The organism is Actinokineospora sp. UV203 (assembly GCF_056323665.1).
Genome location: NZ_CM150484.1, coordinates 3,214,620 through 3,229,123 on the forward strand (window position 1 = coordinate 3,214,620; position 14,504 = coordinate 3,229,123).

The following is a 14,504-nucleotide window of genomic DNA, read 5'->3' on the forward strand; positions in this document are numbered from 1 at the left end:
TGTGTTCGTTGTGGAGGGTCGACTGGTTCGCTGGGTCACGCGGCACCGAGTGCGGTTCAGCAAGTACGCGGTGGCCTCGCTGGTCGCGACCGGCATCACCCAGCTCGTGCTGTACGGGCTGTACTCCTCCGGCGGCTTCGACGCGACGTCGGCCAGCACGATCGGGTTCGTCGCGGGCGCGGTCCCGCATTTCGTGATGATCCGCTGGTGGGCGTGGGGGCAGCGCGGGATGCCGAGGCTGACCCGGCAGGTCGTCGGCTACCTCGTGGTCACCGGGCTCGGCGGGTTCGTCTCCGTGGGGCTGACGACCGTCGCCGAGCTGGTGTTCTCGCCGCTGGTCGTCGACCGCGACGCCCGCACCCTGGTGTTGATCATGGCTTACCTGCTGGGCGGGCTGCCGGTGTTCGTGGCGAAGTTCGCGTTCCTGGACCGGGTGTTCGGTCAGGTGTACGAGGCCACCAGCTCCACGAGCGTGCGTGCGGCGAACCCGGTGGCGCCGGGCACCACGTCGTCGTAGGACTTGTCCGACCGCGCCGGACCCGCGATGTCCAGGTGCGCCCACGGGGTGTCCCCGGTGAACTGGCGCAGGAACAGGGCCGCGGTGATGCCGCCGGGGCCGCTCGGGCACTGCCGGATGTCGGCGACCTCGCTGACCACGGCGTCGGCGAACTGCTCTTCGAGCAGCGGCATCCGCCAGAAGGCCTCGCCGACCCGGGCGCCCGCGTCCCGCAGCCGCTCGGCCAGGGCGTCGTCGGTGGCGAACAGACCCGCGGTGCGCATGCCGAGGCTGACCTTCATCGCGCCGGTCAGGGTGGCGACGTCGACCAGCAGGTCGGGCTTGAGCGTCGCCCGCGCGTAGGCCAGCGCGTCGGCCAGGACCATGCGGCCCTCGGCGTCGGTGTTGGTGACCTCGGTGGTGGTGCCGCCGTAGTGGGTCACGATGTCGCCGGGCCGGTACGACGACCCGGAGACGTGGTTCTCGGCGCACGGCACCAGCGCGGTGACCCGCGCGGGCAGGCCGAGGGTGCCGATCGCGACCATCGCCGCGATGACCGCGCCGCCACCGGCCATGTCCGTGCGCATCAGGTGCATGCCCTCGGCGGGCTTGATCGAGATGCCGCCGGTGTCGAAGGTGATGCCCTTGCCGACCAGCACGATGTGCGGACCGGTCGCGCCCGTCGGGTTCCAGGACAGCTCCAGCAGCCGCGGCGGCCGCTCGGAGCCGCCGCCGACGGCCAGGACGCCGCCGAAACCGTTGCTCGCGAGCCAGCGCTCGTCGCGGATCTCCGCGCCGAGTCCCGCGACCTTGCCCGCCGCCTTCGCCGCGGTCTTGGCCAGCCAGGCCGGGTCCTTGACGTTGGACGGCGCGTTGGCGAGATCACGGGCGAACGAGGTCGCCGCGGCCAGCACGGCGGACCGTCTGGCCGCGGCGTCGATCTCGTCGCGTCGCTCGCCGTCGGGGACCACCAACCGCAGGCCGCGCACGCGCGGCTTGGGCTCCTCGGCGGTCACCTTGAACTTGTAGCCACCCAGTACGACCCCGCGGACGAACTCCGCGACCTCGTCGCTGCCCGCGTCAGCAGGCAGTTCGACCTGCAGGCCACGGTCGGCGGCCGACTTCGCACCGTCCAATGTGGCCTCGGCCGCGCGGACCAGGGCCGCGCCCGCCGAACGCCACCGCGCCGACTCGCCGTCCCCCAGACCGAGCACCCAGCGCACACCGGAGTCGACCGGACCGGCCTGGGCCTCACCCGCCGCCCCGGTGAACGCCACCAGGTCGGCCCACGCTTCGGGCAGCCTGTCCCCGCCGGGGCCGAACTCCGGCGGACCGTCGGCCGACGTGCGGCTGAGCACTACGAGCGGCACCCCCTTGCGGGGGCTCGCGGTCACCTCCACGTCGGGCAGCGTCGTCGGCAAGGTCGGCACCGGCGTGGACAAACATTCCTCCGTGCAGTGGGTGACGCTCAGGGTTTGTGAATCAGGACAGATCAGCCCGCGGCGACCTTGAGCGCGTCGCCCAGGTCGCTGGCCTCCTCGGGTGTCATCTCGACCACGAGGCGTCCACCGCCCTCCAGTGGGACGCGCATCACGATGCCCCGACCCTCCTTAGTCACCTCGAGGGGACCGTCTCCGGTCCGGGGCTTCATGGCCGCCATAGCGTGCTCCCTCCGTCATAGCTCGCCCACCCGACCAAATGAATCGGCCGAGTCGGTGACATTCTCCCCTATCCGGTCTCGGCGGTGAAATCGAACCGATCATCGCGTGTCGCTTGACAGGCCAAGATGGGCTGGAAGCCAGGTGGCGCACCGCCCACAGGGACTGACAGACTCCCTCGTCGTGCGCGCACGTTCGGCCTTGTTCGACGTCTACGGCGGTTACCTGCGGGGGCGCGGGGGCGCCGCGGCCATCGCCGCCCTCGTCCGGCTCCTCGAACCGCTGGACTTCGGCGCGCCCGCGATCCGGACCGCCGTGTCCCGCATGGTGCGACAGGGCTGGCTGGTCCCGGAGCGGCTGCCCGAGGGCCCCGGCTACGCCCTGACCCCGCGCGCGGAGCGCAGGCTCGACGAGGCCGCGGCCCGCATCTACCGCACCGGCCCGTCCACATGGGACGGACGCTGGCACGTCGTGGTGCTGGAGGAACTGCCCAGCCGGGTCGCGCGGGAGCGGCTCGCGTCGTCGCTGCGGCTGCTCGGCTACGGCCCCCTCGGCCCGGCGACCTGGGTGGCGCCGCGACCGTCCGCGGAACTGGCCGACGTGCTGGCCGACGTGCCCGCGCGGGTCTTCCACGGCGCCCACGACGGCGCCGACGCCGAGTTGGCCGCCACCGCCTGGGACATCGACGAGCTGGGCGCGGACTACACGGGGTTCGTCGCGATGTGGGAGCCGGTGATGGCCGCGGTCGACGGCTCGGTGCCCGCGGAGGCGTTCGCCGCGTCACAGCGGCTGCTGCACTCGTGGCGCAAATTCCTCTTCCGCGACCCGGGCCTGCCCGCCGACCTGCTGCCCGAGGACTGGCCGGGGCGCGCGGCGGCGGAGTTCTTCGACCAGCACACCGCCCGCCTTGCTCCGGCTGTGACAAAGTTCCTCGACGACTGCCTGACCCGAGGTGGTAAGCAGAGGTCCACCGCTTAATCCGCAGGAAGGTAGGGGCTGTGTCGAAGCCGTTGTTGATCGAGGACCAGGCCGGTGTTCGGACGCTCACCCTCAACCGCCCGGACGCGTTCAACTCGCTGACCGTCGAGCTCAAGGAAGACCTGCTCGCCGCCCTTGAGGCCGCCGCGGCCGACGACTCGGTGCGCGCGGTCGTCCTCACCGGCGCGGGCAAGGCGTTCTGCGCGGGCCAGGACCTCAAGGAGCACATGGCGCTGCTGGCCGCCGGGGACCCGGCGCCGCTGTCGACTGTGGACAAGCACTACAACCCGATCGTCTCGGCGATCACCGGCCTGCCCAAGCCGATCATCGCCGCGGTCAACGGCATGGCCGCGGGCGCGGGCGCGTCCTTCGCCTACGCCTGTGACCTGCGGATCACCGCGTCGACGGCGAAGTTCCTGATGGCTTTCGCCAACGTCGGCCTGACCGCCGACTCGGGCGCGGCGTGGACGCTGCCCAGGCTGATCGGCTACGGCCGGGCCATGGAGATGATGTTGCTCGCCAAGCCGGTCGACGCCGAGGAGGCGCTGCGGATCGGCATGGTCACCCAGGTCGTGGCGCCGGAGGACGTGCTGAGCACCGCGCAGGCCATCGCCGCGACCATGGCGGCGGGCCCGACCACGGCCTACGCGAAGATCAAGGAAGCGATGCTGGCGTCGGCGGGCGGGCCGCTGACCGAGGGGCTCGCGGTCGAAGGCCGCACCCAGGCCGAGGCGGGCGCGACCAGCGACCACAAGGAAGCCGTCGACGCCTTCGTGGCCAAGCGCAAGCCCGACTTCACGGGGAAGTAGCGCGCCAGCAGGTCTCGATGTGGTCGTCGACCATGCCCGTGGCCTGCATCAACGCGTAGCAGGTGGTCGGGCCGACGAACGCGAAGCCGCGCCGCTTGAGGTCCTTCGCCATCGCCTTCGACTCCGCCGTCACGGCGGGGACGTCGGCGAGGGTGGCGGGCCTCGGGCGGTCGGCGGTCGGGGCGAAGGACCACAGCAGGTCGTCGAGCGGGGTGTCGAGGTCGAGGATCGCGCGGGCGTTGCCGATGGTGGCCTCGATCTTCATCCGGTTGCGCACGATCGAGGCGTCGGCCATCAGCCGCTCGACGTCGGCCTCGGTGAACGCGGCGACCTTCTCCGGGACGAAGCCCGCGAACGCGGCCCGGAAGCCCTCGCGCTTGCGCAGGATCGTGATCCACGAGAGGCCGGACTGGAAGGCCTCCAGGCTGATCCGCTCGTAGAGCTCGTCGCGGCCGCGCAGGGGGACGCCCCACTCGGTGTCGTGGTACTCGGCGTAGTCGGGGGTGCTGTCGCCCCAGGGGCAGCGGAGCCGGTCGGTCATCACCGTGCCTCCGCGAATCGCGCGAATCGGCGCAGTGAGTAGCGGATGCCCGCGCGGAACGCGGGTCCGACGACCTTCCAGCCGAGGCCGATCACCGGTCCGGCTTCGAGCCGCTCGTGCCAGACGAAGGTCGACTCGGCGCCGCGCGCGCGGACCTCGAACAGCCCGGTCCCGCGCACGAACCTGCCCGTGTGGCGGACCGCGCAGCGGGTGGGCGGGTCCCAGACGGTGATGTCCATGGTGTCAGTGAACCCGAGGGGTCCGACACCGGTGAACGCCGAGAGCCGGGACCCCTCGCCCCGGCCGTCGCCCGCGGTGACCTCGACGCGGGTGCCGAGCATCCACTCGCCCTGGCGGGCCCAGTCGGTGATCGCGGCCCAGGTGACCTCGGCGGGCGCGGCGACGTCGACCTCCTCGGTCACCGCGATGATCACGCGTCGGCGTCCGCCTGCTTCGCCTCGAGTTCGGCCACCCGGGCCCGCAGGTCGTCGAGTTCGTCGCCGACCCGGCGCAGGACCCAGTCGACCTCGGTCATCTTGTAGCCGCGCAGCACGAGTTGGAAGCGCACGGACCGCAGGTCGTCGCCGGTGACGCCGTTGGCGGGCAGGCGGGTCGGCGAGGCGCCGGGCGGCAGGGCGGGCAGTTCCTCCCCACGGCCGAAGACGACGGAGACGAGCAGGAACACCACCGCCGCGACAAGCATCATCACGACGAGGTAGAGGAGCGCGGTGGTCACCCCGCGATCGTGTCACGGCCCGGCCGGGCCGGAAAGTCCTAGGTCACGGGTTCGAGGACGTGTCCGATGATGGAGGTGAGCTCGCGCCACGCGACCACTTGGCCGCGAGGGCCCGAAATCGTGTTGTGGGCCGCAGGCGGGGCCGGGAACGCTGCACCAATGCGCGAGATCGAGGTACGGCGGGCCACGGCGGACGAATGGGCGGATCTGCGGGCGATCCGACTCGCCGCGCTCACCGACAGCCCTTCGGCGTTCGGCGCGACCCTTGACGGCGAGCTGGCCTATGACGAGACGCGCTGGCGGTCCTGGATCGACGGTGACGCCTTGTTCCTCGGCAGGCTCGACGGCGAGCCGGTCGCGATCGCGGGTGGGACACCGGATTCCGATGACGTGGAACTGATCTCCGTGTGGGCGCGTCCAAACCTGCGTGGCACCGGGGCGGGCGAGGCCGTGGTGCTAGCGGTGATCGACTGGGCGCGTGGGCGGCGGGTCGGGCGGATCACCGCGTGGGCAGCGGAAGGCAACGACCGGGCGTTGCGCTTCTACCGCAGGCTCGGGTTCATCCCGACCGGCCGCGACGACGCGCACCCGCACGATCCGGCGCTGCGGGAGCTGGAAGTCGCGCTCCCGCTGGCGTGAGTCACGCGGCGGCGGAGTTCGCGGTCGTCGGCGCCATGTGCGCGGGCTGCGGGCCGGACAGCTTCGTGACGACGTTGACGATGAAGAAGATCGGCCGCGAACCCGGCAGCGTCACCCGGTTCTGCTCGTCGACCATCTTGTAGTCGACCTTGCAGATCCCGGGCTCCGACCCGGCGATCACGATCGCGGTGATCTTGACCCGGTCGCCCGGTGGCGTGGTGCCGATCGGCACCCGCTCCGGGGCCTGGCAGCCGCCGACGGAGTTCTCGCGGCGCATGGCGCGGCCCTGCCACAGCACCGATCCGCCGTTCTCGATCTCCCAGATCTTGGTGAAGGTCTCATTGACCACGACCTCCGCGCCGTCGGGCACGGTCACGTCGGTGATGAACCGGCTGAAGTCGCCGGAATACAGCGGATCGTATGGCGTCTTGCCGAAGTGGTAGAACCCGAATCCGGCGACGAGCGCCGCGACGACAATCCCAGCGGCGATCGTGATTTTCCCGCGCGTCCACCAAGTCCGTTTGACCGTCACCTCTTTCACCACTCGCGTGACTTCTTCGCGCAGTGGGACAATGGCTTCGTCAGGCGATAACTCGGTTTTCAGCGCGACCCATTTGGCTCGCCATTCCCGTTCGTCGCCACCGCATACCCGGACGAACTCGCGGGTCGTCTCCCAGGACGGGAAACGGCTGCCGCCCGCGGCCTCATGCAGCGTCGTGTGCGAGATCACCCCCGAGGATCCGGCCATCCTGCGGAACGACGGGGTGCCCACCGCCTCCCGCAGATCCCTTAACTCCGAGGCGAAACCAGCGATCAGATACCGGCGCGTATCCCGGTCAGCCGCTTGTTCAGGCACGATCGCCGCCCCCCTGTCAGATCTGTTGTAAGGGCTTGTCAGAGCGCGTAAGCGGCTACCGGACAACCCCAGCGGCGGCCCATCGTAGAGCCATGCCCCGGCGCCGCCCCGAACGGCCCGGGCTGATCCGAATCACACGAGGGAGACACAGGGTGAAGACCATCAACGTGGTGGCGGCGGCCATCGCGGCGGCGAGCGTGCTGACGCTCAGCGCCTGCGGGTCGTCGGACGACGGCCTGGCGGCCGCGCCGGAAACGACCGAAATCATCACCAGTGGCGCGGTAATGGCCGACAACGCGCCGGGGAACGCGGCCACCGACGACGCCGAAGAAGCGGCTCTCGACGGCGACGAAATCAATTCCGCGATCGGGCCGAAGTCATTCCCGGCCAAGGTCGCCATCAACGGCCGCAAGAAGATCGGCCAGGACGCGAACGCGCCCGGCCACAAATACGACGCCTACAAGGCGGGCCAGATGGTCCCGGTCAAGTGCCAGGCGAAGCACGGCAGCGAGGTCTGGGACTACACGACCGACGGCTGGTGGGTGCCGGACAAGTACGTCAAGACCGGCACCGACGGCTTCGCTCCGGGTGTGGCGCGCTGCGCCGGAAGCGGTGGCGGTGACGGCGGCAACGGCGGCGGCGGTTCGGCCGCGGCGGACCCGCGGGCCAAGGAAGCCATCGCGTTCGCCCGGGCCCGCCTGGGCGCGACCGACTGGAACAACCAGTGCGAGCTGTTCGTCGAGCGCTCGGTCGGCACGTCCGGCAAGCAGTACTCGGCGATGACGCACTACGAGTGGCAGAAGGCGCGCGGCCGCATCCACACCGGTTCGGTTCCGCCCGCGGGCTCGGTCGTGTTCTTCCGCAGCACCACCAAATGGGGCCACGTGATGCTCTCGATCGGCGACAACAAGGCGATCAGCACCGGGCCGAAGGTCTACCAGGACAACCACTTCCGCAACCGCTCCGACTACCTCGGCTGGGCCTACATGCCCGCCGACTGGTGACCCAGGGAAGATGACGATGCGAACCAGCACCAAGATCCTGGCCATGGCGATGATCGCCGGCCTCAGCCTGACCGCGTGCGGCTCGGCCGACCCGACGCCGACGCCCTCCCCGGTCGCCGCCGACGGCGAGTTCACCGACGCCGACTTCGACATCGACCCGGCGATCAAGCCCAAGGGCTTCCCGGCGAAGGTCGACATCAACGGCCGCAAGAAGAAGGGCCAGGACGCCAACGCGCCCGGCCACAAGTACAACGCCTACAAGGCGGGCCAGATGGTCCCGGTCAAGTGCCAGTCCAGCGCCGCGGGCGAGATCTGGGACTACACGACCGACGGCTGGTGGGTGCCGGACAAGTACGTCAAGACCGGCACCGACGGCTGGGCCCCCGGCGTCCCGCGCTGCGGTGACGAGACCTCCGACGGCGGCGGCAAGAAGGTCCATGGCCGCAACAACGGCCCGGCGGGCCCCTCCACCGGCACCCGCGCGGAGAAGATCAAGCGCGTCATCGACGCCGCGAAGTCCCAGACCGGCAAGGGCTACCTGTACTCGTGGGGCGGCGGCGGCAAGGGCGGCCCGTCCTACGGCGTCGAGCACCGCCAGCGTGAGGGCGGCGACGACTACTACCGCTACGGCTACGACTGCTCCGGCTTCACGCTGTACGCCTTCTGGAAGGGCGCGGGCATCGACATCGGCCCCGCCACCACCCAGCAGTACGGCGCGGGCAAGAAGGTGCCGCTCAACCAGCTCGAGCCGGGCGACCTGATCTTCTGGGGCGACGGCGACAACGCGGGAACCACCACCCACGTGGCGATCTTCGTCGGCGACGGCAAGCTCATCGAGGCCTCTTGGCCGCGCAACGCGAACAGCGTGCGGATCAAGGACCTCTATGGCCAGTCGAGCTGGACGGCGCACGCCATCCGAGTGATCTAGCCACCCCGGGGACGTCGGCGGTCCGCGACACCGCATCCCCAAGCGGTCCCGATCGCCGACCCTCAAGGACCTGCGGGCGCCCACCCCCGCAGGTCCTTTTGGCGTATCGGGCTGGTCCAGATTGGGCGGAACGGACGTATCCCAAGTGGAACGACGGGTCCTAGACTCGGACCTGTCGTGCCAATCCTCCACTAACAGCTCGTGCTTGTCGTGTGCACTTTTCCCTTATCCCCGAAGGGTTTCCCGTGCAAACATCAGCTGAATTGGGACCAAACGAACCAGATCGGATCAGCCGCCGGATGTTCGTGATCGGCGCCGCCGGACTCGCCGCGATCGCCGCGGTCGGACCGGGCGCCGGACTCGCGGCGGCGTCCACCGAGGTCGACCTCTGCGCCGGCGTGGCCGCCGTCGACAACCACCCCCAGGTCCTGTGCCGACAGGACTCCCACTGGGTGCTCATCGGCGACGACGGTGTCGCCAAAACGACCACCGGGCTCGCCGGCGCACTTGTGCTGGACGTGGCCACCGACGCGCGCGGCGCTTTGGCCGCGGGCTCGATCGACGGCGAGGCCGCGCTGTGGGCGTCCGCCGACGGCCTGGCCTGGCGCGAGGTCCTGCGGCTGCGCGGGCGCCGGTCGATGTTCACCGCCATCGCCTCGAACCCAAGCGAGGCGATGGCCCTGGGCTCCGACCTGTCGGGCGAGGACGTCCCGCGAGGCGCCATCGCCGCCCGCAGGCTCGGCGCCAACTGGAGCGTCGGCCCGGTCACCGGGCTGGAGGCCAACGCGTACATCACCACGCTCGCGGTGAGGCCGTCGGGCTGGCTCGCGGGTGTCACCGGATCCCAGGAAACCGTGCTCCACACCTCGTCGACCGGTACGGACTGGTCCGAACTCGCCTCGGGCCGCCTCGGCGACGCCGCGGTGCAGGGCGTCCTCGACGACGGCTCGGTCCGCTGGGTCGGCAATGCCATCGGCGGTTCCGCCGCCCTCGCGGGCACCGTCGGCGCGGGCCGTGGGCCCGCCGGAGTGCCCGACCGCGCCCACGCGGTCGGCCTGGTCCGCACCCACCGGGGCCGCGTCTCGTACTGGCTGCTCGACGGCAAGCTCCAGACCGCGGAGGTCCGATGATCACCTTCCAGCGAATCGACGGCACGCCGGTGTACTACTGGCGGTCCAGCCGGGGCGACACGACGCTGCGGAACTGGCAGTGCACCCAAGGGTTCTACGACAGCCTGGTGCTCTGGATCCGCGACCTGCGGTCCTTATCGTCGGCGTACGGGAGCATCACGTACCTGGTGTCGGCCGGGTTCTACGTCAACAAGCCCGGCCAACACGGCGCGGGCACGGCGATGGACCTCGACTACGTCCGCTGGAGCGGCGGGCAGGTCAGCAGCCCCCTGGACCAGCACCACGCCTCCGGCACGGCGTCGCTGCGCAAGCGCTACCTGGCCGTGGACGCGGTGTGCCGCAGGCGTTTCCGGTACGCGCTGGACGGTTGGTACAACTCCGCGCACGCCGACCACATCCACTCCGACTTCGGCGGCCTGCCGGTCCTGTGCGTGAAGAGCTCGGAGAGCGACACCAAGTTCGTCCAGGCGATGTGCAACAACTTCCGCGGGTCGGGGTTGACCGTGGACGGCATCTGGGGCACGAACACCCAGAACGCCTTCAACGGCGCCAAGTCGGCACTCGGCGTCACGGGTGACCCGCACACAAGCTCGGCGGCGTGGCAGTCGATGCTGTCGAAGATCGCCACGAAGGGCTTCGCGAACCAGACGTTCTGACGCCAGGTCGGCCGGCCCGTCGTGGGCCGGCCGACCTCAGAGCAGGTGACCGCGATCCCGCCACGCCAGGCGGAGCAGCGTCAACGCACTGGCGGACAGGCGTGGTTCGAGGCGGTCGATGGCGTCGGCGGTGAAGGGCATGTCCCGTCGGCCGCCCGCACCGACGATGTGGCCTTCATCGTTTGTCTCCACGAGCTTGGCGAATAGGTTGTCGAACACGTCGCCGTCGATGACGGCAACCGTCAGCTGCGCCGCACCGAGTTCGAGCGCTTCCATGACCAAGCCGTAGTGCCAAAGCCGGAAGCTGCCGTGAGCCCGTGCCTGCTCGAATGAGCGAAAAGGCTCCTCTACGGCGTAGTCGATGGGGCCGCGACCGCCCCCGTCATGTTCCGGGTCGCCGAGGAACTCCTCCGAGTACTCGCGCATGATGTTGCGCCACAACGAGAAGTCGTTACGCAAATCCAGCGGTGAGACCGACGACGGCTGGAACTCACCCGCGGGCATCACGTGGCAGAGTCCACCCCCGTCGGCGACCTTGCCACCGTCACGCTCGTGCAGCACGAACCTGTGATCACTGCTCAGGTCCTTGCGGATGGTCAAGGTGTTGATGCCAGGCGACAGGACCAGCCGCATGGGATCGAACGGATCGCCGATCCGCGAACGCAGCGGCAATGCGTCCCACGAGGGCACGGACCGGCCGGAGGCCAGCCAGGCGGCCTTGAACTCGTGCGCCACGGACTGTTTCACGTCGAAGACCTCGAAGAACGTGGTCGTGCCGAACGTCAGGGCGAGGTGCTCGCCGCGCGAAATGTCCGTCAGGCGATAGCTCAGACGGTTTTCCAACAAGCGGGGCCGGACCAAGTCCCGAACGGCTCGGGCGTAGCTCGAGTACCGCTTGCCTTGGGCGGTCAACGGCAGCACGTGATCCATCGGCGTCGGCCGAGGAAGGGGCGGAGCTTCATCGGAGAAGACCAGGCGCACCGAGTCCAGTTCCACCGGGCGGTCGAGGAGCCAGTCCGAGCCTGCCAGCACGTGTCCGCCTGGAGCACGCTGGTCGGGCGGGTAGAGCCAAGCAGCCGACTCACTCAACTCGCGACCCCGAACGCCCGGCGCCTGCCTAGTCCGTATCCAGTTCAGCTGATCGCCGCGGACATCTTCCGGGGCAGAGTCCGAGCCCGCGCCGAGTAGTCCGGCGAGTTCGTCGATGGAAACCGCGAGGGCAGCAGCCAGGCGCAACCGCATCGGCGGTTGTGGGACTTGCGCACCCCGCTCCCACCGTCCGACTGTGGACAGCTCCACCCCGAGACGCTCGGCAAGCGCCTCCTGCGTCAAGCCCAATGCCTCCCGCCGAGCGGTCAACCGAGTCCGCCGAACGACCACCGACCTCGCCCCCCCATCAAGGAACAACCCACGGTAGCGGCAAGGGATCTCGGCACGTCAGAGGCGCGACGGCGCCCTATCGACGCCGCTGATCCGCCCACCATCCGCTCTGGCGACTTCGCTGTATTGATCGTTTAGTGGAGTGGTCCGGTCGGAGTGGAGGTGACGTTGTGCGGCGGTCCGAATGGGAATGGCAGCAGTCCGGCCGCACCATGCACGCCGTCCTGATCCGGGACAGCCGTTGCCGCTTCTGTCCAAGCGATGAGATCCGCGGCCTGTGCGGCGCCGACCTCATCCTCACCCGCGAGGACTTCCCCCGCGTCCCGGAGGGCAACAAGACCTGCGGCGAGTGTCTCCGGTTGCTGTCATCGGCCGACAACCAGGTGCGGGGGCGAAGGTGAACAGCCTTTCGACCTCCCGCCGGAAGGGCGCAAAGTGGCCGTGTCAGACCTTGGATCTGATATCACCCGCGTCCTCGGAATGATCGCCGAAGCGCGCGGGGCACTCCTCGCCGCCGCTCGTGACCTGGCAGCGGCGCAAAGTGGATGGGCAGCGGCTTTAGCGGGAACCCAGGATTCCGAGGCGAGTCGTCTGAGCGAGACGGCAGGCGACGCTTCCGTCGCCTCAGCCCGGATCGTGACCACGCTCGATCTCGTCGACCGGCTGCTCCACCGCTATCTCGGCGAGATCGGGTTCTCACCCGACCCGACACCTTCGGTGCACTCCCTACCTCGACTATCTGGGCCGTCGCTACCGCCTGCTGCTGGTCGACGAGGGCACGGAGGTCCGACTTGATCGGGGACGGCTGCGACTGCCCCGCGAGCAGACCGGCGACGGCTCGGCAGCGGTGATCAAGTGGTACCGCACCCGCGCGTACCGATGGCTTCCCGCGCGCGTGCGGCCCTGGGCGAGCCGCATGGGCGCGGAGCCCGGGGAACTGGACGTCCGGGATCTCGGCTATCGCTGGGGCTCACTGGGCAAGGGCGGACGGCTCAACCTGCACTGGGCCGCGATGCAACTGCCCGCGACCTTGGTCGACTACGTGATCGTGCACGAGTTGGCGCACCTGACCCACCCACATCACACACCCGATTTCTGGGCCACGGTGTCCCGCGCGATGCCCGACTATGAGACGCGCAAGGCCCGGCTGGCTCAGGCCGGAACCCGGCTCTGGCTGGGCTGACGGGGCTCAACGGTGGCAATGTCGGTCGGCTGCGGGATCAAGCCAAGAGTTTGGTCAAGTCGATGCTGATGGCCCCGTTGAGCGACGTCACGAGGGTGTCCTCGTGCAGGCCGGTCGCCACGTAAGCGGCTGACCCGCGGTCGAGGGTGAACGTGTGGACGGTCAACTTCGCCAGTCCGCTCGCCAGGCCTTCCACCCGCCAGTAGTGCTCGATGCCCGCCTCGGCGTAGGCCAGTGGCTTGGACCCACGATCTTCCCTGCGCGATCCCTTGGACACGACCTCGACCGCGAGCAGGATCTTCTCGCCCGGGATCGGGCGGGTTGTCAGGGGAACATCCATCCCGAACACCACGACGTCGGGAGTCAGATAGTCCAGCGGATCCTCGGCAAGCATCACATCAATGTCAGTCTCGAGCTGCCATCCCGCCGGGAGTTGGTCCTCCAAGGCCGCCGCCAGCCGCCGAGTGACGCGCTGGTGAATCGGTAGCGGACTGGGGTTCACGATGAGGGCTCCGTCCAGCACTTCGACCCTGCAGTTCTCGGGGAGTGCCTGGACATCGGCCAGAGTCCATCCGCCGGGCGGCGGATAGAACCAGTCATGCGCCAGAGCCGTCATCGCCAACTCCCTCCAGGCACCACCACGATACAGGCAGGTCGCAGCGGAGATCAGTTCGCGGGCCGATGGTCCGTTGGGGCCGGTCAGCCATGTGCGCCGACGCGAAGGCACGGGCAGCCTGCGGGCGTACCTCCCGAAAGAGGCGTTGGGCGCGGCGCCACGGTGTCTCAAAGTGCCGAAACCGGTCGGCGGCGGATCAAGCCAGGTCTTTGTCAAGTCGATCTTTACCGAACCGTTGAGCGAGGTGATGAGGGTTTCCTGGGTACACCTGCCGATTCCCGCGCGTGCTCGGACACGACCTCGGCCGCGAGCAGGATCTTCTCGGCCGGATTCTCACCAGACTCGATCGACGCCTCAGCTGGCGGGTGCCGGTCTACCAAGACAGGGGGTTGCCTCGCTCGCCGATCGCGGCGAGGTCCATGTGCGCCGTCGCGACGGGGCAGCACTGCTGCTGACCAGGGTCGATCGTGCGGCAGCGACAGCTGATGGCGCGGTGCACGCCGCGCGGGCGCTGCGCAGCCTGCTCTCCCACCTGCCCAAAGAGGCATGGGAGGCGGCGGCGCGGTCGCTGACTGACGAGTTCCCCTGGGTCGACGCGCTCCCGGAACGAGACCGCCACCGGTTCGTCGCGGACTTCGCCCGCGCGTTCCAAGCCTCGGCCGACCTTGGGCAGTGGTCCATGCTGGATCAAACGATTCGCGAGTGGCGCAACACCGCGTTTATCCACGCGGACTCCGAACTGGCGGCGGCTCTCACCGAGCCTATCGACGGTGACGACTTCGGATCCGTGCCCACACCCACCGAAACCTGATCAGTGGCAGCCAAGCGTGGAGACCGGGTGGCACCACCTGCTCGGCCGGGAAGCTGGGAAGCGCGTTTCGCCACGAGTGAAGC

The 14,504-nt window shown here is 69.6% G+C and carries 19 protein-coding genes and 1 pseudogene; 11 read left to right on the plus strand and 9 right to left on the minus strand.

Annotated features, from left to right (window positions below):
* Nucleotides 1-10: 10 nt before the first annotated feature.
* Nucleotides 11-517: a GtrA family protein gene (locus tag ACUZ2Y_RS15000; RefSeq protein ID WP_476331422.1), complete on the plus strand. Its 507-nt coding sequence runs from the start codon at nt 11-13 to the stop codon at nt 515-517.
* Here the strand turns inward: ACUZ2Y_RS15000 and ACUZ2Y_RS15005 are convergent.
* Both ACUZ2Y_RS15005 and ACUZ2Y_RS15010 read right to left on the minus strand, forming a co-directional pair.
* Entirely contained in the window at nt 442-1,938 is a 1,497-nt protein-coding gene (locus ACUZ2Y_RS15005; RefSeq protein ID WP_476331424.1) for a leucyl aminopeptidase family protein, read from the minus strand. The genes ACUZ2Y_RS15000 and ACUZ2Y_RS15005 overlap by 76 nt on opposite strands.
* 50 nt (nt 1,939-1,988) lie before the next feature.
* The gene (locus tag ACUZ2Y_RS15010) at nt 1,989-2,156 is read right to left on the minus strand and encodes a DUF3117 domain-containing protein (protein WP_091378352.1); all 168 of its coding nucleotides are present in this window, start codon (nt 2,154-2,156) and stop codon (nt 1,989-1,991) included.
* A 181-nt stretch (nt 2,157-2,337) separates the two neighbouring features.
* Here ACUZ2Y_RS15010 and ACUZ2Y_RS15015 point away from each other — a divergent pair, with 181 nt between their 5' ends.
* Both ACUZ2Y_RS15015 and ACUZ2Y_RS15020 read left to right on the plus strand, forming a co-directional pair.
* Nucleotides 2,338-3,132 (plus strand): PaaX family transcriptional regulator, encoded by a 795-nt coding sequence (locus ACUZ2Y_RS15015; protein ID WP_476331428.1) that lies wholly within the window; start codon nt 2,338-2,340, stop codon nt 3,130-3,132.
* Nucleotides 3,133-3,152: 20 nt separating this feature from the next.
* Entirely contained in the window at nt 3,153-3,941 is a 789-nt protein-coding gene (locus tag ACUZ2Y_RS15020) for an enoyl-CoA hydratase-related protein (RefSeq protein WP_476331430.1), read from the plus strand.
* Here ACUZ2Y_RS15020 and ACUZ2Y_RS15025 read toward each other — a convergent pair.
* Genes ACUZ2Y_RS15025 through ACUZ2Y_RS15035 form a run of 3 tightly spaced genes read right to left on the minus strand, consistent with a single transcriptional unit; the run spans nt 3,928 to nt 5,218 of the window.
* The gene (locus ACUZ2Y_RS15025; RefSeq protein WP_476331433.1) at nt 3,928-4,482 is read right to left on the minus strand and encodes a DNA-3-methyladenine glycosylase I; all 555 of its coding nucleotides are present in this window, start codon (nt 4,480-4,482) and stop codon (nt 3,928-3,930) included. The genes ACUZ2Y_RS15020 and ACUZ2Y_RS15025 overlap by 14 nt on opposite strands.
* Complete coding sequence (locus ACUZ2Y_RS15030; RefSeq protein WP_476331838.1) at nt 4,482-4,913, minus strand: SRPBCC family protein; 432 nt, start codon at nt 4,911-4,913, stop codon at nt 4,482-4,484. The genes ACUZ2Y_RS15025 and ACUZ2Y_RS15030 overlap by 1 nt, the downstream gene beginning before the upstream one ends.
* On the minus strand, nt 4,913-5,218 hold the full coding sequence (locus ACUZ2Y_RS15035) for a DivIVA domain-containing protein (protein ID WP_476331436.1): 306 nt from the start codon (nt 5,216-5,218) through the stop codon (nt 4,913-4,915). The genes ACUZ2Y_RS15030 and ACUZ2Y_RS15035 overlap by 1 nt, the downstream gene beginning before the upstream one ends.
* Nucleotides 5,219-5,377: 159 nt before the next feature.
* Between ACUZ2Y_RS15035 and ACUZ2Y_RS15040 the strand changes: the two genes are divergently transcribed.
* Entirely contained in the window at nt 5,378-5,857 is a 480-nt protein-coding gene (locus tag ACUZ2Y_RS15040) for a GNAT family N-acetyltransferase (protein ID WP_476331439.1), read from the plus strand.
* Between the two features lies 1 nt (nt 5,858).
* Here the strand turns inward: ACUZ2Y_RS15040 and ACUZ2Y_RS15045 are convergent, their stop codons facing one another.
* Nucleotides 5,859-6,713, minus strand: coding sequence for an NBR1-Ig-like domain-containing protein (locus tag ACUZ2Y_RS15045; RefSeq protein ID WP_476331442.1), 855 nt, complete (start codon nt 6,711-6,713; stop codon nt 5,859-5,861).
* A gap of 152 nt (nt 6,714-6,865) precedes the next feature.
* On the opposite strand from ACUZ2Y_RS15045, the gene ACUZ2Y_RS15050 reads away from it, so the two are divergent.
* From ACUZ2Y_RS15050 to ACUZ2Y_RS15065, 4 genes are all read left to right on the plus strand, one after another.
* Complete coding sequence (locus ACUZ2Y_RS15050; RefSeq protein ID WP_476331445.1) at nt 6,866-7,717, plus strand: C40 family peptidase; 852 nt, start codon at nt 6,866-6,868, stop codon at nt 7,715-7,717.
* A 10-nt stretch (nt 7,718-7,727) separates the two neighbouring features.
* Nucleotides 7,728-8,645, plus strand: a complete 918-nt coding sequence (locus ACUZ2Y_RS15055) for a C40 family peptidase (RefSeq protein WP_476331448.1) — start codon at nt 7,728-7,730, stop codon at nt 8,643-8,645.
* A 299-nt stretch (nt 8,646-8,944) separates the two neighbouring features.
* On the plus strand, nt 8,945-9,775 hold the full coding sequence (locus ACUZ2Y_RS15060) for a hypothetical protein (protein WP_476331451.1): 831 nt from the start codon (nt 8,945-8,947) through the stop codon (nt 9,773-9,775).
* The gene (locus ACUZ2Y_RS15065; RefSeq protein WP_476331454.1) at nt 9,772-10,431 is read left to right on the plus strand and encodes a hypothetical protein; all 660 of its coding nucleotides are present in this window, start codon (nt 9,772-9,774) and stop codon (nt 10,429-10,431) included. The genes ACUZ2Y_RS15060 and ACUZ2Y_RS15065 overlap by 4 nt, the downstream gene beginning before the upstream one ends.
* A gap of 36 nt (nt 10,432-10,467) precedes the next feature.
* On the opposite strand, the gene ACUZ2Y_RS15070 is transcribed toward ACUZ2Y_RS15065, so the two are convergent.
* Together ACUZ2Y_RS15070 and ACUZ2Y_RS15075 are read right to left on the minus strand one after the other, a co-directional pair.
* Nucleotides 10,468-11,520, minus strand: a complete 1,053-nt coding sequence (locus ACUZ2Y_RS15070) for a helix-turn-helix transcriptional regulator (protein WP_476332169.1) — start codon at nt 11,518-11,520, stop codon at nt 10,468-10,470.
* Between the two features lie 114 nt (nt 11,521-11,634).
* Nucleotides 11,635-11,811: pseudogene (locus tag ACUZ2Y_RS15075) on the minus strand (helix-turn-helix transcriptional regulator); the annotation flags it as partial.
* A gap of 170 nt (nt 11,812-11,981) precedes the next feature.
* Here ACUZ2Y_RS15075 and ACUZ2Y_RS15080 point away from each other — a divergent pair.
* Nucleotides 11,982-12,212: a hypothetical protein gene (locus ACUZ2Y_RS15080; protein ID WP_476331457.1), complete on the plus strand. Its 231-nt coding sequence runs from the start codon at nt 11,982-11,984 to the stop codon at nt 12,210-12,212.
* 275 nt (nt 12,213-12,487) lie between these two features.
* Nucleotides 12,488-12,994 carry a M48 family metallopeptidase gene (locus ACUZ2Y_RS15085; protein ID WP_476331841.1) on the plus strand — a complete coding sequence of 169 codons (507 nt, stop codon included), beginning with the start codon at nt 12,488-12,490 and terminating at the stop codon, nt 12,992-12,994.
* A gap of 37 nt (nt 12,995-13,031) precedes the next feature.
* On the opposite strand, the gene ACUZ2Y_RS15090 is transcribed toward ACUZ2Y_RS15085, so the two are convergent.
* Nucleotides 13,032-13,610: a Uma2 family endonuclease gene (locus tag ACUZ2Y_RS15090; RefSeq protein WP_476331460.1), complete on the minus strand. Its 579-nt coding sequence runs from the start codon at nt 13,608-13,610 to the stop codon at nt 13,032-13,034.
* A 421-nt stretch (nt 13,611-14,031) separates the two neighbouring features.
* Between ACUZ2Y_RS15090 and ACUZ2Y_RS15095 the strand changes: the two genes are divergently transcribed.
* A complete protein-coding gene (locus ACUZ2Y_RS15095) occupies nt 14,032-14,421 on the plus strand; it encodes a hypothetical protein (protein WP_476331463.1) in 390 nt (129 codons plus the stop codon).
* Nucleotides 14,422-14,504 lie beyond the last annotated feature (83 nt).

Coding starts and splice junctions, on each gene's coding strand:
- ACUZ2Y_RS15010 (WP_091378352.1), bottom strand. CDS start 2,156: ATGGCGGCCATGAAGCCCCGGACCGGAGACGGTCCCCTCGAGGTGACT.
- ACUZ2Y_RS15025 (WP_476331433.1), bottom strand. CDS start 4,482: ATGACCGACCGGCTCCGCTGCCCCTGGGGCGACAGCACCCCCGACTAC.
- ACUZ2Y_RS15040 (WP_476331439.1), top strand. CDS start 5,378: ATGCGCGAGATCGAGGTACGGCGGGCCACGGCGGACGAATGGGCGGAT.
- ACUZ2Y_RS15055 (WP_476331448.1), top strand. CDS start 7,728: ATGACGATGCGAACCAGCACCAAGATCCTGGCCATGGCGATGATCGCC.
- ACUZ2Y_RS15060 (WP_476331451.1), top strand. CDS start 8,945: ATGTTCGTGATCGGCGCCGCCGGACTCGCCGCGATCGCCGCGGTCGGA.
- ACUZ2Y_RS15065 (WP_476331454.1), top strand. CDS start 9,772: ATGATCACCTTCCAGCGAATCGACGGCACGCCGGTGTACTACTGGCGG.
- ACUZ2Y_RS15090 (WP_476331460.1), bottom strand. CDS start 13,610: ATGACGGCTCTGGCGCATGACTGGTTCTATCCGCCGCCCGGCGGATGG.